The sequence below is a fragment of the Cupriavidus sp. 05N38 genome, from assembly GCF_056397345.1.
Genome location: NZ_JBFTNF010000060.1, coordinates 44,847 through 65,212, shown reverse-complemented (window position 1 = coordinate 65,212; position 20,366 = coordinate 44,847). Strand labels below are relative to the sequence as shown.

The 20,366-nt window shown below is 59.5% G+C and carries 20 protein-coding genes and 1 pseudogene; 2 read left to right on the top strand and 19 right to left on the bottom strand.

Going from position 1 to position 20,366, the window contains the following annotated elements; translation table 11 throughout:
* Window positions 1–28: 28 nt before the first annotated feature.
* From AC1DK4_RS31700 to AC1DK4_RS31690, 3 genes are all read right to left on the bottom strand, one after another.
* Window positions 29–994, bottom strand: a complete 966-nt coding sequence (locus AC1DK4_RS31700) for a Bug family tripartite tricarboxylate transporter substrate binding protein (protein ID WP_441623350.1) — start codon at window positions 992–994, stop codon at window positions 29–31.
* A gap of 452 nt (window positions 995–1,446) precedes the next feature.
* Window positions 1,447–2,493: a LacI family DNA-binding transcriptional regulator gene (locus AC1DK4_RS31695; protein ID WP_441623348.1), complete on the bottom strand. Its 1,047-nt coding sequence runs from the start codon at window positions 2,491–2,493 to the stop codon at window positions 1,447–1,449.
* A gap of 135 nt (window positions 2,494–2,628) precedes the next feature.
* Complete coding sequence (locus AC1DK4_RS31690) at window positions 2,629–3,828, bottom strand: Fic family protein (RefSeq protein WP_441623346.1); 1,200 nt, start codon at window positions 3,826–3,828, stop codon at window positions 2,629–2,631.
* Window positions 3,829–3,957: 129 nt separating this feature from the next.
* Here AC1DK4_RS31690 and AC1DK4_RS31685 point away from each other — a divergent pair, with 129 nt between their 5' ends.
* On the top strand, window positions 3,958–4,185 hold the full coding sequence (locus tag AC1DK4_RS31685; RefSeq protein ID WP_441623344.1) for a DNA ligase-like domain-containing protein: 228 nt from the start codon (window positions 3,958–3,960) through the stop codon (window positions 4,183–4,185).
* A 121-nt stretch (window positions 4,186–4,306) separates the two neighbouring features.
* Window positions 4,307–4,453: a hypothetical protein gene (locus AC1DK4_RS31680; protein WP_441623342.1), complete on the top strand. Its 147-nt coding sequence runs from the start codon at window positions 4,307–4,309 to the stop codon at window positions 4,451–4,453.
* Between the two features lie 358 nt (window positions 4,454–4,811).
* Here the strand turns inward: AC1DK4_RS31680 and AC1DK4_RS31675 are convergent, their stop codons facing one another.
* From AC1DK4_RS31675 to AC1DK4_RS31600, 16 genes and pseudogenes are all read right to left on the bottom strand, one after another.
* Window positions 4,812–5,117 carry a DUF2514 family protein gene (locus AC1DK4_RS31675; RefSeq protein ID WP_441623340.1) on the bottom strand — a complete coding sequence of 102 codons (306 nt, stop codon included), beginning with the start codon at window positions 5,115–5,117 and terminating at the stop codon, window positions 4,812–4,814.
* Between the two features lie 609 nt (window positions 5,118–5,726).
* Window positions 5,727–6,494, bottom strand: a complete 768-nt coding sequence (locus AC1DK4_RS31670; RefSeq protein WP_441623338.1) for a hypothetical protein — start codon at window positions 6,492–6,494, stop codon at window positions 5,727–5,729.
* 167 nt (window positions 6,495–6,661) lie between these two features.
* The gene (locus AC1DK4_RS31665; protein ID WP_441623336.1) at window positions 6,662–6,925 is read right to left on the bottom strand and encodes a LysR family transcriptional regulator; all 264 of its coding nucleotides are present in this window, start codon (window positions 6,923–6,925) and stop codon (window positions 6,662–6,664) included.
* Between the two features lie 104 nt (window positions 6,926–7,029).
* Window positions 7,030–8,043 (bottom strand): FUSC family protein, encoded by a 1,014-nt coding sequence (locus AC1DK4_RS31660; RefSeq protein WP_441649917.1) that lies wholly within the window; start codon window positions 8,041–8,043, stop codon window positions 7,030–7,032.
* A gap of 45 nt (window positions 8,044–8,088) precedes the next feature.
* Window positions 8,089–9,561 (bottom strand): NAD-dependent succinate-semialdehyde dehydrogenase, encoded by a 1,473-nt coding sequence (locus AC1DK4_RS31655; RefSeq protein ID WP_441622095.1) that lies wholly within the window; start codon window positions 9,559–9,561, stop codon window positions 8,089–8,091.
* Between the two features lie 39 nt (window positions 9,562–9,600).
* Entirely contained in the window at window positions 9,601–11,283 is a 1,683-nt protein-coding gene (locus AC1DK4_RS31650) for a thiamine pyrophosphate-binding protein (RefSeq protein WP_441622093.1), read from the bottom strand.
* 348 nt (window positions 11,284–11,631) lie between these two features.
* A complete protein-coding gene (locus tag AC1DK4_RS31645) occupies window positions 11,632–12,336 on the bottom strand; it encodes a LysR family transcriptional regulator (protein ID WP_477132005.1) in 705 nt (234 codons plus the stop codon).
* Window positions 12,337–12,562: 226 nt separating this feature from the next.
* Window positions 12,563–13,546 carry a Bug family tripartite tricarboxylate transporter substrate binding protein gene (locus AC1DK4_RS31640; RefSeq protein ID WP_441622090.1) on the bottom strand — a complete coding sequence of 328 codons (984 nt, stop codon included), beginning with the start codon at window positions 13,544–13,546 and terminating at the stop codon, window positions 12,563–12,565.
* Window positions 13,547–13,606: 60 nt separating this feature from the next.
* A complete protein-coding gene (gene trxB / locus AC1DK4_RS31635; protein WP_441622088.1) occupies window positions 13,607–14,581 on the bottom strand; it encodes a thioredoxin-disulfide reductase in 975 nt (324 codons plus the stop codon).
* Between the two features lie 43 nt (window positions 14,582–14,624).
* Window positions 14,625–15,854: a CaiB/BaiF CoA transferase family protein gene (locus tag AC1DK4_RS31630; protein ID WP_441622086.1), complete on the bottom strand. Its 1,230-nt coding sequence runs from the start codon at window positions 15,852–15,854 to the stop codon at window positions 14,625–14,627.
* 17 nt (window positions 15,855–15,871) lie between these two features.
* Window positions 15,872–16,033 (bottom strand): annotated as a pseudogene (locus AC1DK4_RS31625) (acyl-CoA dehydrogenase); the annotation flags it as partial.
* Between the two features lie 173 nt (window positions 16,034–16,206).
* The gene (locus tag AC1DK4_RS31620; protein ID WP_441622084.1) at window positions 16,207–16,539 is read right to left on the bottom strand and encodes a thioredoxin family protein; all 333 of its coding nucleotides are present in this window, start codon (window positions 16,537–16,539) and stop codon (window positions 16,207–16,209) included.
* A 2-nt stretch (window positions 16,540–16,541) separates the two neighbouring features.
* A complete protein-coding gene (locus tag AC1DK4_RS31615; RefSeq protein WP_441622083.1) occupies window positions 16,542–17,123 on the bottom strand; it encodes a UGSC family (seleno)protein in 582 nt (193 codons plus the stop codon).
* Between the two features lie 40 nt (window positions 17,124–17,163).
* A complete protein-coding gene (locus AC1DK4_RS31610; protein ID WP_441622081.1) occupies window positions 17,164–18,279 on the bottom strand; it encodes a hypothetical protein in 1,116 nt (371 codons plus the stop codon).
* Between the two features lie 720 nt (window positions 18,280–18,999).
* Window positions 19,000–19,305 (bottom strand): hypothetical protein, encoded by a 306-nt coding sequence (locus tag AC1DK4_RS31605; RefSeq protein WP_441622079.1) that lies wholly within the window; start codon window positions 19,303–19,305, stop codon window positions 19,000–19,002.
* A 59-nt stretch (window positions 19,306–19,364) separates the two neighbouring features.
* Window positions 19,365–20,330, bottom strand: a complete 966-nt coding sequence (locus tag AC1DK4_RS31600; RefSeq protein WP_441643536.1) for a tripartite tricarboxylate transporter substrate-binding protein — start codon at window positions 20,328–20,330, stop codon at window positions 19,365–19,367.
* Between the last annotated feature and the right edge of the window lie 36 nt (window positions 20,331–20,366).

Below are 20,366 nucleotides of genomic sequence, written 5' to 3'. Positions count from 1 at the left end.
CACCTCCGAACAGCGGTCCGACTGGTTTCTATTGCTTCAATGCGAGAGCAGGCAAGATGCGCTTGAACTGATCGCTCTCTTTGGACATCAGTGCCTTGAACTCTGGCGCATCGACATACGCAAGTGTCATGTGCAAGTTCTTGACCGCGTCTTGCATGGACGGCTCCCTGGCTACATCTGCCGCGAGCGCGCGGAGCTTGGCCACCACGTCTGGTGGCGTGGACTTGGATACGGCGATACCCCGCCACACCCCAACCGAAAGATCGATGGCTTTGTCCTTCAGCGTGGGCACCTGCGGGATTTCCGGCATGCGCTTGTCGGCCATGACAGCCAACGTTTTCAGCTTTCCAGCGGCCACATACTGCCTCAACTCAGCGTAGGGTACGGTGGTCGCTTCAACCTGCCCGCCGAGCAGGCCAAGGATCGCCGGTGCATTGCCTTGATACGGGACGTGTGTAAACGTCGCACCGATCTTCTGCCCGAGCGCTGCCGCCGCGACATGGCCGATAGAGCCATTACCTGCGTTGGACACGGTCACCTTGCCTGGATTTGCCTTGGCGTAGGCCACAAATTGCTCGAGGGTGTTCCATGGTGCATCGGCTCGAACCGTAACCGAGGTCGGGTCGGAACTGAATTGGGCGATGGGCTGGAAGTCTTCGTAGGTCACCTTCCCAATATCCAGCAGCGGGAGCGTGAGCAACTCGGCGAACACCATGGCCACACGGTAGCCATCGGCCTGCCCATTCACGACGTAAGAGAGCCCGATGGATCCACTCGCCCCGGGTTTATTGATTACGGTGATTGGCTGTGGGAAGTGTTTCCTTGCCGCGTCTGCAAACGCACGTGCCATCGAGTCGGTTCCGCCACCCGGCTGAAACGCAACAACGAGTTCGACGGGGCGGCTCGGATAAGCATCAGCCGCGCCTGCAGAGGCGGAAAGAAATGCGATCGAAGCAAGCATCGCCGAAAGAACGGCGCGGGGAGACGATTTCATAGGACTACCTTCCTTCCTGACAATTTAGATGCCACACATAAGAAATGGAAACGGACTGACCCTCCGTCACGACGAGAAGCCGGTTAGGCACAAATCAGACCTCATCAGGTGCCGTAATGTAATCGATTACAAATAAGGGAGAACCGATGTGCTCAAAAAGCAGCTTCGGCCCCTGCTATGCCGCAGATCTCCTCCACCAGAATCTTAGGGTCCCGGCAAATCTATGTAAAGGATTACATTCCTAGGATTAACCCTGCCGCAGACCGAAAGGCAAGGAGCGTTCCACGTCAGATTGCAAAAAAAGCGCCTTAAAGAATGCTTTTCCCATTCCACAATCTGGCGTATGTCACATCGGATAGGGGAAAGCACCAAACCAGTGCAAAAAAGAGAATCCCATGTGGGGCGAGACGAGGTGGGAGTCATCAAGCGACGTCATTGGCGCCGGCAACGGATCAGCGGGTGGAAAGCTTCTTTGAGCGAGGAGCGGCGACGGACTCCCGAACCACCAGATTGGCGTGCATCTCAGACGGCAGCGGCTTGCGCGAGTGGCGAAGCGCGTCCAGCAATGCCTCGGCACTTCGGCGGCCCATTTCTTCGGCCGGAACCGAGATCGTCGTTAGCGCGGGTTCGAGCAAGCGTGCAAAGTCCAGGTCATCGTGACCCACGATCGTCATGTCGTCGGGTACGCGGTATCCTGCCTTTCGGCACTCGGCAATAGCACTAAATGCGAGCACATCGCTGTTGCATATGATCGCCGTCGTCTCTGGCGCATCGGCAAGCAGGCGGCGCGTAGCAGTCGATCCAAACGCCATGCTGTAGCCGCCTTGACTCTCCAGGATGAGGGGTTCACCCTTCAGCCCAGCGTCGCTAAGGGCATCGGCGAAGGCCTTTTTTCGTGCTATCTGCCGATCATTTCCTTGTGACGGGCCGGAAAGCATAGCGACATGGCGGTGCCCTATCTGGAGCAAGTATTCCACCGCGCGCCGTGTCGAAACGTAGTTGTCAAATCCGATGGAAGCGAAAGGTTCGTCCTGCAGGAAGGAAAAGGTCGTGACCACCGGGAGGTCGATACTGAGCAGATACTCAACCAATTGCAGATCGTCGATCCGCCCGACAACCAGCAAGGCTTCCGCACCACGCTCAACTAGCTGTCGAACCGGTTGGTAGAGCTTGGTATTGTCGAAACCCGCACTCAGGATGAAGACCATCTGGCCCTCTGCTGCCATGGCAGCCTGAAACGCGTTGATCATGCTGGCGTAGATCGCATAGTCAAGCGTTGGGATGACTGCGCCCACAATATGACTTCGACGTGTGCGCAGCGCTTTCGCGGCCGGATTGGGGACGTAGCCAAGCCTTTCCGCAACCGCGATCACATGCTTGCGAACATCCTCGCGTACGGCGTCAGGGATGTTGAATGCACGCGAAACGGTTGCAACAGACACGCCCGCAGCCTTAGCAACATCCGCCAAACGATTTGGTATCCGATCCTTGCCCGACAAGAGATAACCCCGAAAGTAATCGATTTCATATCATACCGGACCCACGACCGAACACGGCGCGCTGTCGTGACACTTGCTGCACTCGCCGCCAAGCGGGACGCTGCTAGCGTGTCGCAGGTCGTGACGGAAAAGTGGCTATACGGCCTCACCCGGATCGGGCTCCAAAGCTACACCATGCGTCCATTCCGGCACATTGATGTAATAGCGCACCGCTTTGCCCACACCGTGGCTCCACAATTGCCCGCCCGTGACCATCTCCGAAAGGTCGCGTGTAGCCGTGGCCTTTGAGACGCCGGTCATCTTCATGTACTTCTCAGCGTTCAGGCCGCCCAGGAAGCCACCGTCCCCGTCGTCGAGAAGGCGCTGCAGCACCTTGCGCTGCCGCTCATGAATCCCGCTGCCCTCATACTTCTCCCAAAAGCGCCTCTTCTTGATCGACTGGTCGATGACCTGGCTCGCGGCATGGCATGCCGCCGTGCATTGGCGCGCAAACCACTGCACCCACGACGTCACGTCGGCGTCACCACACTGAGCTTGATTGAGGGCGTCGTAATATGCCGAGCGCGAGGTCAGTAGCTGCCGCGAAAGACTGTAGAAGCGCACCGGTTGTCGCAAATGCTGCGCCATGGCCATGTCAACGATGGCCCTCCCAATACGGCCGTTGCCGTCCTCAAACGGGTGAATGCTCTCGAACCATAAGTGCGCAATAGCGGCCCGAGCGAAGCCATCGATCAGCTTGCTGCCGGACGTCAACGGCGAGGCCTGCGCTGGCGAGGACTCAGCAAACCATGCGAGGAAGCGCGTCATCTGCGCCGGCACGTCCTTTGATGGGGGTGCCTCGTAATGCACCAGCTCACGGCCTGGCGGACCGCTTACGATTTGCATCGGATCGTCATGGTCGCGGTATCGGCCGACGGCGATTCGGTGGATGCCGGACGTGCCACCGGGGAATAGCGCAGATTGCCAGCGGTACAAGCGGTCATTATCCAGGGGCAGATCAAACGCTGTTGTGGCATCGCTGATGACCCCAACCAGGCCATCGACATGGCGGTCGGTGGGCCCGGACGTCGCCAAGCCAAGCCGCCTCATCACGGACGAGCGGACAACATCGAGCGACAGGCGCTCCCCCTCAATGGCGGCCGTGGCCACCACCTCATCGGATAGCGCATCCAGCGCGACCTGGCTGGTACTTCCAAGGCCAATGGCCATGGCCTTGCCTTCGACGACACCGTGCATCCGGTAGGCCTCCGCCAAGTCAGGCGCGATCATCTGCGCGTCATAGGTGAAGTCAGGCCATTCTGCGCGGCGCCAGATCCAGGAAGAATTCGTGCTCATGAGCCGCATTCTGCCATATTCGGCTCACATAGTGCGCCGCTTTTCAAGATTTGCGGCTCACCGGCACGCGGCACGCCGCGGCTGGCACGCTGGCGCCGACCTGGTGGCCTACTGCTCTTCGACCTTTTCGTGGCGGGCGCCCGGGACTTTCGCGCGCAGCCGATCGAGAAGCGCAAGGTCGCGCTGCACCCGATGCTGGGCGAGACGCCGCCGGCCGGCCTACTCTACGTGGCGACGGTAGATGATGGGGAATGGCTCTATGGCAACGCCCTCGCGCTGAAGCTGGAGAGCATCGTGGGAAAGCGCGCTGTTTTACCGGCTGCTCGACGCGAAGGCGGGCAGCCACGCAGAACGTGAGCTAGAAGACCAGGTAATCGCGGCCAAACGTGAAGCCGATCGCCTCGAGCAGATCGCCCGCGCGATTTGGGCGCGCGAGCACTGTCAGGGGCGGGTGAGTGGGAGCGCCTAGGAGATGATCATGCTTGATCCCGGCGAATGGAAAGCACGCGTGATTGCCCTGCGCGTCACCTTTTGCCCGTCCTGCGAGTCCACCAAGGAGACGCTCGGCGCGTGCGCGGTGGGGGCGATGACAATCCATCGGGAATACGTTTGCGAGAGCCGCTAGTACGCGTTTTCGTGGCTTTTTTCGCTACAGGCTTATGACCCACCTAGCGCGCCACCGGCGCGCGAGTCAAGCCTTGGGGGACGGTCCGCCGCCACCATTCCGCACATCCCGTTTCAAGCAGCGGCGGTCTTTTGGCTCGAGGGAATCAGCAACCACTTCATCGACGCTGCGTCCTGACCTCGTGCTCGGGATCCGCCAGCCGCTTCCCCTGCTCCGTGACTCTTCCCTTCGTCGGCGGGGTACTGAATTTGATGCGGTGCACCATAATCAATACCGGCGACAGACTGACCCCGTTGCCAATCCTCGTGGGTGTAGGCGCTTTCACCCTGCCGCCTACACCCTCTTTTTCCTCCGACCTTCACAGTCCCCGACTACTGCCGCTCGCCACGGGGCCTTGCGGTGATCCATTCAACGCGTCGTAACCCCGCTCGCAGGCTTGGCCGGCGAACCGGGCGGCGTCAGCGTATCCAGCCAGGGCTCCCGCGCGCTGGTCAGCCCGGCTGAGCACGTCGGCGAGCACTCCGAGGGGATCGCCGGCTGCCGGGCCCGGGCCGGAAGCGGCGGGATTGCCGGCGGCGCGACCGGCGGCAAGTAGCCCTGCGACCCGCTGGCGCAGGCGGACTAAAACAACAAACTGCGCTAGCGTGGTTGGGTTGGCCGGCACGTTCTTGTGGCTGCCGCACTGGCTATCCGTGAGGGTCCGCGCCGCGGGAACGGATTGTGCCCATCGATCGGCAGAACCTCACCAAACCTCACCTCGTGCCGTTGCGCATCCGCTGGCGGAGCCGCTTGACGTACCCCAATCGCAGCCGCGAAGGATGCTCTCAGGTACCCTTTGAGTTTGGCGCCCACACGCAGTAGAGGCTTGAACGTCTTATTCGACCAGGTAGAACTCCCTTGATACCAGAGTTAAATGGAACCAGGGCTGGCGCAAGGACGGCCCATTAGCGTCACACACTGAGCATGAACTGCAGACTGCGTAGGCTTGCTGCGCGCTCAGGACTCCATACACCGGGCGCGTGACGCCTCGTCAGCATCCGCAGCGTCTTCGGAAACAGGCCGATTCTGCAGGCGGCTGTGCATGGCCTCGCATCGGATCAACAGAATGAGCAAACGCCGCCAGACCGGCGGGCTCAAGCTGCGCAGAGCTATTCGAAGTTGCAGGACGGAGGTCGCCGGCGCAGGATCGGAAGCTATGCGCGCATTTTAGGTACCTCATTGTCCCCTCAGCAGAGGTCCGGTCGTCCGCCCCCGCTTTGGCGCGGTCTCCGGATCAGGCGGCGAACCGCCGTCGACTATCCCCCGCTCTTGCGCAGCGATGGCGCACCGCCCACACAGCCCCTACCAATGCAGTCTTTCCCGCCGCGCGGACTGCAGTCGTACATTGTTCGAGGACTGCATCCTCAGGATAGAGCGATAGTTCAGCGGCACAGCCCAGCGTCACCACAATGTCCAAGACCGATGCGCTGTCCATGGCATTGCGCAGGAGCGCGCCGAGTACGCGCTCCGTTCCTTCGTCTCGACTTTCATCAGACTCGTTCGCCGCGCGGCGCAAGCTTTTTACCATTGCACGGATATAGTGCAAAAGGTCAGCCGAAGTGGGATTCTCGACGCAACGACCGACTGTGCCTCGTGGAACATCGGTCTTGATCGACTTTGCGAAATGCACCATGCCTAGCTGAGGTGCGGTTTGGGATGCATGTCTCACCGGCCATTCCGATAGTGTTCGGTCGGTGTCCACGTAGATCTCATCGCTGCAGATCTGGCCTGAAATCGCGGAGGTGCACTCAGGGCTTGGTTGCGTTCTCTCTGCCTCTGCAACTTGCCCTTGAGCGCTAGAGGCATTCGGCCCTTCCGCGAATAGTTGCATATAGTCCTCCATACGTGCGTCGTCGTGCAAATTCAGCAGGTGTACTCCATTGGAGCCGCATTCTTTGATAGGATCCAGAGCGCTTTCGCGAATTTTTATTCGCCAAAGAAGATTAAAAAATGATAGAGACCCACAATTTGTTGCTTGGTGGCGGTGGTCGAGGAACTCCATTTAGCGAAGGCGGCTGATCGTCTGGATGTAGCGCTGTCGGCATTTATCAGTCCGATTCCAGATCGGCCGTTTAGCAGCGCGAGGCTTGGCGGAGGTGACGAGAATCGGATTTCGCAGCTCTTGCCTCGACGTATCATTTGGCCAACGGCCTTGGCGTCATGTGCGAACTAACACCATGCCCGAAAAACGGTACCAATAATCGCCTTCAGCTCGTTTCGTATCTCACGCACGTAGCAATCCCCGTCCGGAGTGAGAGCAACACGTTTGCTAAGGCGTTGGAACGGCGATACGCCTGGCCGGTCCTCTAGCGCGTGGATCTGCCTGGAGACAGCGCTTTCGGTAACCTTTAGCTCTGCCGCCGTCCGGGTAAAGCTCTCGAATCGAGCGGCGCTCTCTAGCATCTGCAGGGCAGTCAAACTCGACAATCTCATGGCAACCTTCGTCGAGCTAGGGCGGTAAGAAAATATTGCAATAGATGGCTCTTGGCAAAGTGGCTGAGGCGGAACCCAACCGAAAGCGCGACCCGAGCAAGGGTTTATCGCTGCCAGAGGATTGGGTGCAGTCGGCTCCGAAGCGTCACAAGCTCGTCGGCTAACTGAATGAAGATGACGGTTGACGCGTTATTGAGCGTCGCGGCTGCTTCCAGATTGGTGCCGTCTTGCGCAAGTGGCTGCTCATGATTCAAATCGTCCGCCAAACGTTCAAATTGCGTACGAAGCCTGCCTCCAGGCGATGAGTGCGAAACGAACGGATCGCATGGGTAGGTCCCGAAGTTCTGTTTTGGAAAGGATGCAAGAACTTCCAGAAGGCACACACACATGCGCAGACTATGCTGCACGTCCTCAAAGGCGCTCGCGCGCATGGAGCACTCCTTTGCTGCCGACGCCATGAGTGAGCGAAGCTGAATGAGCTCCACGTTCAGGCGACTAGTGCACCGTTTCAGGTCAGCATGGCCAACTTCATCGCCTCCCACCGTAGCGACCAGATATCCTCCTTGCCGCAAAAGCTGCCCTAGCTGAAGCTTCCACGCGTGTAATGCATAAGAAGGCAATGCTATTGACAGCAGAAGAGCAATCGTCGTCCCGATAAGAACGTTGATGGTCCTCCACAGGCCTTCCGAAAGATCGTTCGTACCATGTCCTGCTGCAATCACGATGGTGACGCCAGCAAGAAGCGCAACGTAGCCACCCGTACCGATAGCATGGTAGGCACAGTAGGCACACGTTGCCGCTAGCAACAGGTATGTGACACCCGGAGTCGACAGATAGTGTTGCTGGGCGACGAGGAGCAACCCGATGAACGCACCGAGAAGCGTACCCTTCGCACGCTCAATCCCTCGCGTGCGGATATTCCCATGGTGCTGGAAGCCGCCAATAACGACTAGCACGGTAATAGTTGCCCAGTCACCGTGCGGCAGTTTCAAACCTGTTGTCAGGCCAATCGACGCCAGAACCGCCAGCCCGACGCGCAACGCGTGGAATGATTTCGCCTGGCGCAAGTGGCCGAAGGGGTCAAGAATCCGCCCGATATGGCGACGCAATGTATCCAACGCCATCTCCAAACCAAGTGTGACCGAACGCCGGTTTCAGCTCTTTTACACCTCGCTCTCCAAACCTGCCATGCACAAATACTTGAGCTCGGTGTAGTCATCCAGACCATATTTGGAGCCCTCCCTGCCGTATCCCGACTGCTTGATTCCGCCGAAGGGTACGGTTGCGGATGAGATCAGACCTGCATTGATTCCAACCATGCCGCACTCGAGGGCCTCGCTGACTCGCCAGGCCCGGGCCAGCGAGCGGGTAAAGACATATCCCGCTAATCCATACTCGGTGCTATTCGCAATCTCGATGGCTTCTTCCTCGTCACGGAATGTATAGAGGGCTGCCAACGGTCCAAAGATCTCATCTGTCGCGACTCGGGCACCAGGGCGTACCCGGCTCAGTACGGTCGGGGAGAAGCAAAGCTCCCCGATCGGATCGGGCGATCCCCCACAGAGCAAATTTGCTCCGCCAGCCACTGCGTCGTCGACAAGAACTTGCATACGCTCGTGCGCGTTGTAGTCAATGAGCGGGCCCTGGTCAACGCCCGTCGCCATGCCGTCCCCTACGCGCAACTTCTTGACTTCCGCAGCCAGCCGCTCTGCGAACGCGTCATGAATCGACTCCTGGACGAGAATGCGATTGGTGCAGACACATGTTTGCCCGGCATTTCGAAACTTTGACTGCATCAGCCCTTCCAATGCCTTCTCGAGGTCAGCGTCTTCGAACACGATGAATGGCGCATTGCCGCCAAGCTCCAGTGACAGTTTCTTGAGACTCGGAGCACATTGTGCAGCCAGCACGCGCCCCACCTCTGTGGAACCGGTGAGTGTCAGCTTGCGAACGTCAGGGCTTGAGGTCAGGACCGCGCCGATTTCGCGGGAAGAGCCGGTGATAACTTGCAGGATGCCGGCCGGAAGACCGGCCTCCTCCGCGAGGTAGGCTAGCGCAAGCGCGGAAAGAGGCGTCTGCTCAGCGGGCTTGACGATGATGGAGCAGCCAGCGGCGAGCGCGGGGGCCACCTTTCGGGTCACCATCCCAGACGGGAAATTCCACGGAGTAATTGCCGCACACAGGCCTACGGGCTGCCGAATGACCAGTTGACGAGTGTAGGGATCGTTCGAGGGAATGATGTCGCCGTAGCCACGGCGCGCCTCCTCGGAGAACCACTCGATGTAGGAGGCAGCGTAGGATATCTCGGCCCGCGCCTCCTGCAGCGGCTTGCCCTGCTCCAGCGTCAACAGGGTCGCAAGGTCTTCCAGATTCGCCTGGACGAGATCGAACCATCGACGCAGGACCGTCGCGCGCTCCCCGGCGGTGCTCTTGGCCCATCGCTTCGCCGCCGCAGCTCCGCATGCGATTGCCTGATCCGCTTCCCTCGCCCCTAACCTTGGCACCTTTGCTACGACATTGCCACCAAATGGATTCTTTACATCAATCCATTGGGTCCCTTCCACCCATTCGCCCCCTACCAGACACTGGGAACGCAGTAGTTCGGGATTCTTCAGGTTTACGGTCGTCTCATTCATACGGTTTCTCTCCTTTGCCTTGGGTTCTGCACAATGCCGTCAGCCCTGACCGACGGCTTGCTTGCCAGCGTCGACGATGACTTCCAGCAACCTCGGCTGCCGGGATTCGATGGCGGCACGCAGGGAACTTGCGAGCTGAGAAGGATCTGCAATCCGTTCGGCGTGGACACCCATACCGCGTGCCATCTCAACGAAGTTCAGTGCCGGATTGACCAAATCCATGCCGAGGAAGTCGTCGCAGTTACGCATTGCTACCAGGCGTTCCTTGATGATTCGATAGGATTTGTTGTTGACGATGACGTACGTGATCGGGAGCTTCTCGTGCGCCGCCGTCCATAGCGCCTGGATGGCGTACATCGCGCTTCCGTCCCCAACCAAAGCGACCACGGGTGTATTCCGCCTGGCAAGGGCGGCTCCGACTGCTCCACCCATGGCAAAGCCCAACCCGCCGCTGGCCAGCCCAAAGAAGTCGCGAGGTGCCGTTACCTCGAGAAAATTGGACAACAGGGGCGAGGTTGTTGGCGCCTCCTCAATCACGATGGTGCCAGCCGGTATTGCGTCCGCGAGCGTCATGGCCAGAACACGAGGATCGATCGGCTCCGACGCTTGCATAGTGGATGCATGCCGGCGAAGCTCTTCTCGCCGAACCGTCCAGTTCGAATCACGCAACCGACCGAGTCGAGCACGGGCCTCATCCCGGTCGTCCGCGCTTTGCGTCGAAGCGATTCGTGGCAGGAGTTCAGTGAGCGTTTCCTTGACCCCCGCTCGTACCGCGAGGTGCGTGGGGTAGTTTTTGCCAAGCTCCCAGTCGCGCTCCGAGATGTGAATGACCCGCAGTTCATCCGGCATCGGGTCGGTTTCACTAAATGCCGACATTCTCAACAGATCACCGCCGAGGACAATCAATAGGTCATGCCTGCCAAGCAACTCCCGCACTTTCGCCTGATTGCGCGACAGGTCGCCCATGAACGATGCGTGCTTAGACGGATACCGCGTGTTGTAAGGAATAGGTTCATGGTAGACCGCAGCACCGATCCGCTCCGCGAGCTCTTGAGCCTCCGTGAACGCGTCCTGCTCTGCAAGCTCTCGTCCGGCAACGATGACTGGCGCTTTGCTGGCGAGGATCGCATCGACAAGTGCGTCACGCGTGCGGCTTGACGGGCCACCCATTGCGTCGACTCGTGTGCTGAAACCCAGCTCCAGTTCTGCTTCGTCATCGAGAATGCTACCCGGCAGACTGAGGAAAACCGGGCCGAAGGGCGGGGTCATGGCAATCTTCGCTGCGCGGCGAACGACTCGAGGCAGATCCTCTACCCGTTGGATCTCATATGCCCATTTGACCAGAGGCTCTGCGAGCGGTACCAAAGGTTCATACAGCATTGGCTCCAGCAAGCCGTAGCCCAGCTCATACTGCCCTGCCGTGACAATCATCGGAGAGCCCGAAAATTTCGCGTTGTACAGTGCGCCCATCGCGTGGCCAAGGCCAGGAGTGCAGTGCAGATTGACCGCAGTCAGTCGACCAGTTGCCCTCGCGAATCCATCTGCCATGGATAAGACGACAGACTCCTGCAGCCCCAGGACATACTGGATCCCCGTCGCTTCTGGCATAGCCTCCATCAGCGCCAGTTCGGTGGTCCCCGGATTGCCGAACACATGCGTGACACCTTCATCTTGCAGGAGCTTCAAGAACGCGGCGCGGCCGCTGAGACGCTGTTTGGTCATAGGTTATCAGGCGCGATCTCCCGATCGCACCAAGAAGTAGTTGAGTACGGAAACTGTTGGGCTGCGCATCGCAGCCCCTGCCGTCATCGCCCAAAGAGACGAAAGCGATGAGGAAAAAAAGCGAGAACCTGGCGGTTCTGGTTCTAGCCCACTGCCGCGCCTCGCCAGAAGATTGGAGGCAGGGACTGGAGCGATCGTGCGGGCGTCGTCTGCGCCCTGGCTGGTGCGAGGTGTCGCGGTTGCATCCTGTCTCCCAGAAAGCTGTGTCTTGAGAGCAAGAATAGAGGCAACCTGCAATTCTTTACAAGTTCAATCTATTTCCAATTTCGATTGCATTTTTCGCATAAATCACGCGCCTCGCCGCGCCRGAGGACGGGCCTTCCAATGTTCCTTGAGTTCCGCAAGGAAGCCTTCGGCGCTCGGCGTGAGGCCGCGATCCTTCAAGACGATGACCCCAATATGACGCGTCAGTACTGGCTGCGCGAGCGGCTTCAGTACCAGACCCGGGCCAAGTGCTGCGGGAATCGCCCCACCCGGAACAATGGCCAGGCCGACACCAGCGTGGACAAACTGCATTACCGTGGCAAACTGGGTCACCGTCACGGCGTGCTGCAGGTTCAGCCCCGCGTCCAGGACAGTGCCGTGCACGCCTTCGCGCACCTGGATTTCAATACGTGGCCGGGATTCCCGGTAACGTGCCACAACGATGGGCAAGTGAGTCGAGGCCACCGACATCACCGCGGAGATGATGACCTGCCCGCGCTGCTCGTCAGCGATTTCCCGCATTCCTTCAAAGGAAATCCGGAGGTCGGCGAGAATGCGGTTTGCCAGCGCGACGAACTCCAGCCCCGCAGCGGTGATCTCCACCTTGCGAGTGGAGCGTCGGAAGAGCTCGACACCTATCGCTGCTTCAACGCGCTGCAGCGTACGTGTCAACGCCGGCTGCGACAGGTCCAATGCTATCGAGGCAGCAAGAAGGCTTCMTTCGTCTGCAATGGCGCAGACCGCCTGTAATTCGCGGGAGCTCAGATCGGGGACAAGATTCTTGTTCATGGCAGCGGACGATTGGTGTTCCAAGGGCACGGCAATTATGCCGCACGGCAAGCGGCGGCGGTCTGTCCCTGCCGACCAAGTTCATGCTTACCACAGGAGCCCTCACGCAGCCTTAGGTGCGTTGCATCGCCCGGTCGAATCCGCAGCGTTGATCCTGCTTCAAGGCGCGCGCCGCCGGTCTTGCGACCGGAACGGCGTTGTCAAGTGGCCCGGATCTACCGACCGATCAGGCCAATCGAATACCTGCTGCCTTGATGATCTTCGCGTACCTATCCGCCTCTTGGGCGCAGAAAGCCGCGAAGCGCTCAGGCGACTCTCCAAGCGGGTCTGCCGAGAGATCCGCAAGACGCGCCTTGACATCCTGGTTTGCGAGGGCCTTCGCCGCGGCGGACTGGAGGATCCCTACGGTTTCTGGCGGCATCCTGGCGGGGCCCCACAGACCGTACCAGGTCGTCATCGTCATCTCCGGAAAGCCACTTTCCACGAGCGTCGGCACATTCGGCAGGCTCTTCGCGCGGCGGGTCCCAGTCACCGCCAGCGCGCGAAGCTTTCCGGCTTTGACCAAAGGCAGCGAGGCTGGCATGGAGTCGAACATGAAGGTCACCTGCCCCCCGATCAGATCCGTCAGTGCCGGAGCGCTGCCCTTGTAGGGGACGTGGACCGCCGAGATGCCTGTGGTCATTCTGAAGAGTTCCCCCGCCAGATGACCCGGCACGCCGTTGCTTGCCGAGGCAAAGCTGCAGCCGGTGGGTTGCGATTTAACGTACCTGATCAGGTCGTTGACGTTGTGCACCGGCAGGTCTGCGGCAACAAGCAGTTGCAGCGGCGTGGAAGCAAGGCTTGTGATCGGGGTAAAGTCCTTGAGCGGGTCGTGCGGAAGCTTGGAGTACAAGAACGGATTGATGACCTGTGCCGAAACGTTGATCAACAAGGTCTGACCGTTAGGGGCTGCCTTGGCTACCATATCCGCGCCAATGGTTCCGCTCGCCCCTCCCCGGTTGTCGACGACCAGCGATTGCTTCAGGATTTCCGACATCGGCTGCGTCACCAGTCTGCCGACCACATCGGTAGGGCCACCGGCCGGGAACGGGATGACTACGCGAATCGGTCCTGATGGATATGCGGCCGCCGACGATAGGGCCGGCAGCGCGGCGAGCTGGGCAGAGCCGACTGTAGCTACGCCCGCCTTCAAGAACTGGCGCCTATTCATGTTTGTCTCCTGTATGTCTTTTCGATTAAGCGGGAGGATGTCTCCCAGCTGAGCAACCACTTACCCGGCTGTTGGAACGTACTCCTGGAGGAAACGCTGCGCATCGAGGGCCGCCATGCAACCGCTACCCGCCGACGTAATGGCCTGGCGGTAGATGGAGTCCTGAACGTCGCCAGCGGCGAACACGCCCGGAATGCTCGTCATGGTGGACATTCCTTCCCTGCCCGCGCGGGTGACGATGTAGCCCTCGCGCATCTCGAGCTGGCCCTTGAAAATGTCCGTGTTCGGCTTGTGGCCGATAGCGATGAAGCAGCCAGTCACCAGCAGTTGAACCTCGCTGCCACTCTTGACTTCGCGCAGTCGGACCGCGCTCACGCCCGACTCGTCCCCCGTGACTTCGGCGAGCTCGTGCCACAGATGAAGGTGGATCTTGCCGGCCGCGACCTTCTCCATCAGGTGGGATACGAGAATGGGCTCCGCCCTGAAGCTGTCGCGACGATGAATCAAATGCACGGTTGCGGCGATGTTCGACAGATACAGCGCTTCCTCCACCGCGGTATTGCCGCCACCGACCACACAGACATCCTGGTTTCGGTAGAAAAAACCGTCGCAGGTTGCGCAACCGCTTACCCCGCGGCCACGATAGACTTCCTCTGAGGGGAGACCGAGGTACTTGGCCGACGCTCCTGTGGCAACGATCAGCGCATCACACGTCGTCGTGCCGGCTTCTCCGCGCAGCGTGAAGGGACGCTTGCTCAGATCCACCTCCTCAATGTGGTCGAAAATTGTCTTTGCATCGAAACGCTCCGCGTGAAGACGGAATCGCTCCATGAGATCGGGGCCCATTACGCCGGCAACATCCGCGGGCCAGTTGTCGACGTCAGTCGTCGTCATGAGCTGGCCGCCTTGCGCGGCACCGGTGACGAGCACCGGTGACAGGTTCGCCCTAGCAGCGTAGAGCGCTGCGGTATAGCCCGCCGGACCCGAACCGAGAATCAGAACGCGGGCGTGGGAATTCGCTTCTTTGGTACTCATGGCAACTCTTCACAAGGTACGGAAACAGATGTCGGATCTGGCATCAGATCCGGATGATTTTTTCCTGAGCGAGACGCTGGATCTGCGCATCGTCGATCTTCAGCAACTCCTTGAGCACTGCAGCGGTGCTGGAACCGAGATTTGGGGGTGCACTCCGATATTCGACCGGTGTGGCAGACAAGCGAATCGGACTTGCAACGACCGACACCTGGGATCCATCTGCGTTGTCGAGGGCAACCGTCATCCCGCGATGAATGACATGCGGGTCAGCAAAGACGTCCTGGAGCGTGTTGATGGGCCCGCACGGCACCCCACTAGCTTCCAGCCTCTCGAGCCAATGCTGTGACTCACGAGTGTCGATGACCGCTTGGATCAGGGGTATCAGGACCGCGCGATTGGCAATCCGTGCACTGTTCGAAGCAAAGCGCGGGTCCTGGGTCCACAGGGGCTGCCCAAGTACCTCACAGAGCCTGGCGAACTGGCCTTCGTTACCTACGGTGATGATGATGTGGCCGTCGGCGGTACTGAAATCCTGGTAGGGAACGATATTTGGATGTCCGTTTCCCAGGCGCGGCGGTTGGGCCCCGCTTGCCAGAAAGTTCATGGCCTGATTCGCCAGGCAGGCAACCTGGACATCCAGCAGGGCCGCGTCAACATACTGGCCACGCCCCGAGGTTTCGCGGTGTGCGAGGGCTGCGAGAATGCCAATCGTGGCGTAGAGACCGGTCATGATGTCAGTCAGCGCCACGCCCACTTTAAGCGGCCCTTCGCCAGGCTCGCCATCGGGCCGACCTGTGATGCTCATCAAGCCACCCATGCCCTGCACCAGAAAGTCGTAGCCTGGACGGTGCGAATACGGACCGGTTTGCCCAAATCCAGTGATCGAGCAGTAGACAATTCTTGGATTGATCTCGCGGAGCGATTCATAGTCGAGGCCGTACTGCTTCAGGCCACCGACCTTGAAGTTCTCAACTACCACATCGCAGTGCTCGGCCAATGCCTGCACCATTGCCTGGCCTCGGGGATGGCTCAAATCAACGGCGACAGACTGTTTGTTCCGGTTTGCGCCAGCGAAGTATGCTGACTGGCGCTCGTTGTTGCTCCACTCCGGAGAGCTCACCCATGGTGGCCCCCAAGAGCGCGTGTCATCACCGGTGTCCGGCCTTTCGACCTTGATGACTTCCGCGCCAAGATCGGCGAGAATCTGGCTCGCCCAGGGTCCCGCAAGTACGCGTGAAAGATCCAACACACGCAGATGAGACAGTGCTCCCATGGCTCCGTAGCCTCCAATCAGAATGCGGTAAGACTGGTCATCGCCCGACCCAGGATCAGGGCATGGATGTCGTAGGCGCCCTCGCAGGTATTGACGACCTCAAGGTTCAACATGTGGCGCGCGATGCAGAACTCGTCGCTGATGCGATTGCCGCCAAACATGTTGCGAGCCGTCCGGGCCCATCTCCCCGAAGAACCGGGTCCGCTTCCTCGGTGCGAAAGGCCATCTGGATGCGCAGCGCAAGGCGACCGCGCGCGTAGTCGCGCGCGGCGTCAGTAACCGCGCGCTCTTCTCCCGTTAGCTGAGCCTCCAGCAGCAAGGGATCTTCCCAACTGAAGTGCGCGCTCATGGCTCAAAAGACCTGCTGGCCGGCAAGCCAAGTGACCAGTTGCGTGCGGGACGCGGCACCGGTACGCGTGGCCTTGAGCGCACCGTCCTGGAAGAGCAGAAGGGTCGGCACACCGCGGACACCGAAGCGGGCAGCAACGTCTGGATTTGCCACCACATCGACCTTCTCCACGATCATGCGCCCGTCCATCGCTCCAGCGACGTCGTCGAGCACTGGGGCAAGGGCCGCACACGGCTTGCAATCCGGGCTATAGCAATCCACGAGAACAGGCGAATCGCTTTGCGCAAGCAATGCTTCGATGTCCTGCATGCCGGAACTTTGGACGGTTTCGTTCATGATTAGTGAAGCTCGACTTTGGTTTTCAGCGGTTCCTTGGTGCCGAGCCACACTTGCTGCGCTTGCTCCTTGATCTGCGCGACGCGGTGCGCGACTTCTTCCTGCGTGATGGAGCTGACCGGGTGGGAGACCACTACCGGCTCCAGCGACTTCATGCCGACCGCCTGGCGGGTTAGTTCTGTCTCACGGACGAACTCGGTCGTGATGATCGCCGCGCTCGGAACACCGAGCTTTTCCAGCGCGATCGAGTCGCGAATGCATGCCGAGCAGCACGAGCCGCAATCGCCGATCGCAGTCAGCACCACATCGTTCTCGGCAGCGATCTGCGCAATCAGTTCCGGCGTGGCGTCCTTCGAGAAGCTGTGCTTGACGTAGTAGTTCACCGCGGCGAAATCGATGTCCTCGCCGAGCGCTGCCGCAGCGCCTCGCAGCAGCTTGTTGGCGTTCCACTTCGAGTTGTCCAGGATGCCCAGACGCAGCTTCTTCAACGACTTCTTACGCTCGGACACGGGGGCATCGTCGAAACGCAGCGCACCGCGCGGGTCGAACACTTCGACGGTAGATTCTTCACTCTTCATCAACATGGAAATCTCCTAGTTTTCTTGCGGCGGTCGCGTGTGGGGATCAGAGTGCGCAGGCACCGCCGACACATTCGGCGCCGTTGTCGCCGGCACCACTGCCTTCAACGGCTCGCAGAACAGGCGTGCTCATGTGGCCCCAGCCAGGGATCAGCACGGAGAACCGTCCGGCTTCACCACCCATCACGAACAAATGAATGTTGTCGGGGCTGTGGATGATCGGGATGCGCGTTTCGTCTTTGCGCTTGTAGTATTTCGGCAGATTGCGGTTGTAGACCTTGCCGTAGCGATGACCATAGGCCAGGTCGACAAACCGGTTGCCGTGGTTGTGGAACAGGTAGTTCCGGACATCGGCGCGCGACCAGCCGTACTTGCCGATGGTCTGAGCGTGCTCGAGCCCAAGGACCACCGCAATATGCCCGCCGAGCACTGCACTGTTGGAGGCGATCGTGCTCATCGCCGAACACATGGTGTCCAGAATGCCCTCCGGATCATTGGAGATATGGTTGGTTACACTGTGCGGCGCCTCGGCGGCCATCACGAACACCGTCGAATCTTCCGGCTTGTAGCCGTGTTCCACGTGATACGGTGCGAGGGGGCTTTGAGCTTCGTTCTCGGCGACGCAGTAGGTGTACTTGCCAGGATGGCCCAGCGTGCTCTTGTCCAGATCGCCGGGCCAGCCACCGCCAACGTTGAGCATGATGAGACGGATTGCGCGACCGATGGTCGCATTTGCACGATTTCCGGAGCCAAATGCATTGCAGCCGCCGTTCATGCCGATCTCACGTGCAATCGGACCGTTGACGATCAGCAGCGGAGACGCGACATGGGTAGTCGCTTGCACGCCGTTAAGGTTGAAGGCTTGATCAATCAGCGCCTTCACCGCTGCCAGCACCACCGGCGTGTACTCGGGCTTGCAGCCGGCCATTACCATGTTGATGGCCAGCACTTCGCGCGTCAGCTCGCCCCAGCGCGGCGCAATGCGAGCTTCGACAAATTTTGGATCGCCGCCAAGGCGCGCGACGATCTCATCAATCTTCTCCTGCGTCGGTGGAACGACCGGCAGTCCGTCGCTGAAACCGCGCTCGTAATAGTATTCGACCAGGTCCACGCCAGCCGGCATGCGGCTCACAACCGCCCCTTCTTGCTCTACAGCGCTCATTGCTCTGACTCCTATCAAACATCGTTGTGTCGGTAGGGGAAGCATAGGGGCGAGCCGTCATTCATTACAAGAATAAACTATTTCTAATTATGATTGCGTTATTTGCATATATTGTCCACTGCACATGGCAGATGTGATGCGTAAGCCGAGAGCACTCCCGCATTGGGGAAAATGGCGCCTTACGCACTGGAACTGACGCAAGCCTTTTGGCGAAGATGTGCACGGATCCGCAGCACATCTCTAATTTTCGAATTGAAACCGCATGAGGGGTCGACGGACAATGCGGGCAAGATAACCTGGACACAACGCCAACCGCCGCGCGAAATTGCGTGGCAATTCTGATATGCGGGAATCTGAACGGATCGGGGAATGATCCGAGGCGACTCACCGGCGCCGCACTCGGCGTGCTGACCAGGGAGTCTGTGTCGATAGGCTTACGATCCGGAGATCGAGCGCCGGCCGCCAATCGAGGCCCCGGAAGAAGGGCCGTAGTGTTCAACTGTTTGGCACACGCGGTTTGTACGCTCTGCTCTGCTCGGCGCGCAGTGCATTTGTGATAGATAATTTTCCTCACTTCGCAACATGGCGCAACGGCCATTGCCTTCTTCGGCACAGGTCTCCCCGAGCCTCACRCGAGTTCCGCTAAGCTCACATGTGCCACGATCCAAAGCACTATGGCGGGCCGGCATCATTACCGCAGCGATGATCTAAGGAACAGCGTTAATCAGCATCATGACCATTCTTGCGGTAGTCATTCAGAGCAGCCGCTACAGCATCCAGAATTTCTTCGGACGCGTCCCACGTCAATTGTTCCTTGCCTGGCGGAATCCAAGTGGACTCAACCTCCATGAGCGTCCCACGACATTCCCTTGCCGCCCGCAAGTCCCATGCATACTCCGCGACGGCAGCACCAATTGCCCTGTCCCGCGCGTCTTGCTTGAAGAGCATCCGAGCGGCGGCCTCCATTGCAATACGTCGTACTACGCTGGCCCACGTCCACTGCGTACTGACTTCGACGTCACTCATATCTCGTCTCCTCAATTCCTGAAGCCGCCGTCCGCTTTCGCCGCATCGCGCGCTTACGGCTAGTCAATGAACGCATTTGCTTGGATGATGACCGGCGTCCACCTCGCGATCTCATTTCGCAATTTCGACGCTAGAGCCTCTGGTGTGGCTCGATCAACTGAGACCGGTATTGCGCCGAGCTTCTGCATACCTTCGCGAAACGCCGGATCTGTCACAGCCTCCTGCAATGCCTTGACCAGCTTCGCTACCACCGGTTTTGGTGTGCCTTTTGGCGCGTAGACTCCGTGCCACACTGTCACCTCGAACTCGCCCAGGCCCTGCTCTCGCAGCGTCGGAAGCTCTGGCAGTGCCGCGAGTCGCGATGCCGTAGTGCTGCCGTATGCCTTCACACGTCCGGTGTTGATCGGCTGCAACGTTGTTGTGACCTGATCGCAGAGGAGATCGACCTGACCACCTTGGATGTCAACCATTGCCGGAGCCGCCCCTTTGTAGGGAATGCTGGTCATGGCGGCGTGAAGCTGACTCATCAGCATCAGCCCGCAAAGGTGAGACGCCGTACCAATCCCCGCATTGGCGAGATTGATCTTCCGTTGATTCTTAGCGATATAGGATCGCAATTCGCCGAAACCTGAAGGAGCGAGATCGGGACGCGCAATAAGCGTCATCGGAACGTCGGCGACGAGACCGATGTACTCGAAGTTTTTGGTCGGGTCGAAGCGGAGCTTCTTCGACAACGATGGCAACGTGGCCATCCCGATGTTGTGAATCAGAAGCGTGTATCCATTCGGCTCGGCTCGCACAACAGCTTCCGAACCAACAATGCCGCCAGTGCTTGCGCGGTTCTCGACAATCACAGATTGTCCGAGAGAGCGCCCCATCGCAGCACTTAAATGTCGCGCCACCACGTCGGTGGGGCCCCCTGGTGAAAACGGTACAACCAATGTTAGCGGCCGGGCAGGAAATGATTCTCCAAACGAAGAACTGCATGCCACCCATCCTATGGCGAGTGCGGCGAGGTATTTCATGATCTGTCTCCYAATATTAGATATTTTTTGTATTGA

Coding starts and splice junctions, on each gene's coding strand:
- AC1DK4_RS31650 (WP_441622093.1), bottom strand. CDS start 11,283: ATGACCAAACAGCGTCTCAGCGGCCGCGCCGCGTTCTTGAAGCTCCTG.
- AC1DK4_RS31680 (WP_441623342.1), top strand. CDS start 4,307: ATGCTTGATCCCGGCGAATGGAAAGCACGCGTGATTGCCCTGCGCGTC.
- AC1DK4_RS31640 (WP_441622090.1), bottom strand. CDS start 13,546: ATGAATAGGCGCCAGTTCTTGAAGGCGGGCGTAGCTACAGTCGGCTCT.
- AC1DK4_RS31615 (WP_441622083.1), bottom strand. CDS start 17,123: ATGTTGATGAAGAGTGAAGAATCTACCGTCGAAGTGTTCGACCCGCGC.
- AC1DK4_RS31620 (WP_441622084.1), bottom strand. CDS start 16,539: ATGAACGAAACCGTCCAAAGTTCCGGCATGCAGGACATCGAAGCATTG.
- AC1DK4_RS31600 (WP_441643536.1), bottom strand. CDS start 20,330: ATGAAATACCTCGCCGCACTCGCCATAGGATGGGTGGCATGCAGTTCT.
- AC1DK4_RS31610 (WP_441622081.1), bottom strand. CDS start 18,279: ATGAGCGCTGTAGAGCAAGAAGGGGCGGTTGTGAGCCGCATGCCGGCT.
- AC1DK4_RS31690 (WP_441623346.1), bottom strand. CDS start 3,828: ATGAGCACGAATTCTTCCTGGATCTGGCGCCGCGCAGAATGGCCTGAC.
- AC1DK4_RS31630 (WP_441622086.1), bottom strand. CDS start 15,854: ATGGGAGCACTGTCTCATCTGCGTGTGTTGGATCTTTCACGCGTACTT.
- AC1DK4_RS31670 (WP_441623338.1), bottom strand. CDS start 6,494: ATGGAGTTCCTCGACCACCGCCACCAAGCAACAAATTGTGGGTCTCTA.
- AC1DK4_RS31605 (WP_441622079.1), bottom strand. CDS start 19,305: ATGAGTGACGTCGAAGTCAGTACGCAGTGGACGTGGGCCAGCGTAGTA.
- AC1DK4_RS31665 (WP_441623336.1), bottom strand. CDS start 6,925: ATGAGATTGTCGAGTTTGACTGCCCTGCAGATGCTAGAGAGCGCCGCT.
- trxB (WP_441622088.1), bottom strand. CDS start 14,581: ATGAGTACCAAAGAAGCGAATTCCCACGCCCGCGTTCTGATTCTCGGT.
- AC1DK4_RS31655 (WP_441622095.1), bottom strand. CDS start 9,561: ATGAATGAGACGACCGTAAACCTGAAGAATCCCGAACTACTGCGTTCC.
- AC1DK4_RS31700 (WP_441623350.1), bottom strand. CDS start 994: ATGAAATCGTCTCCCCGCGCCGTTCTTTCGGCGATGCTTGCTTCGATC.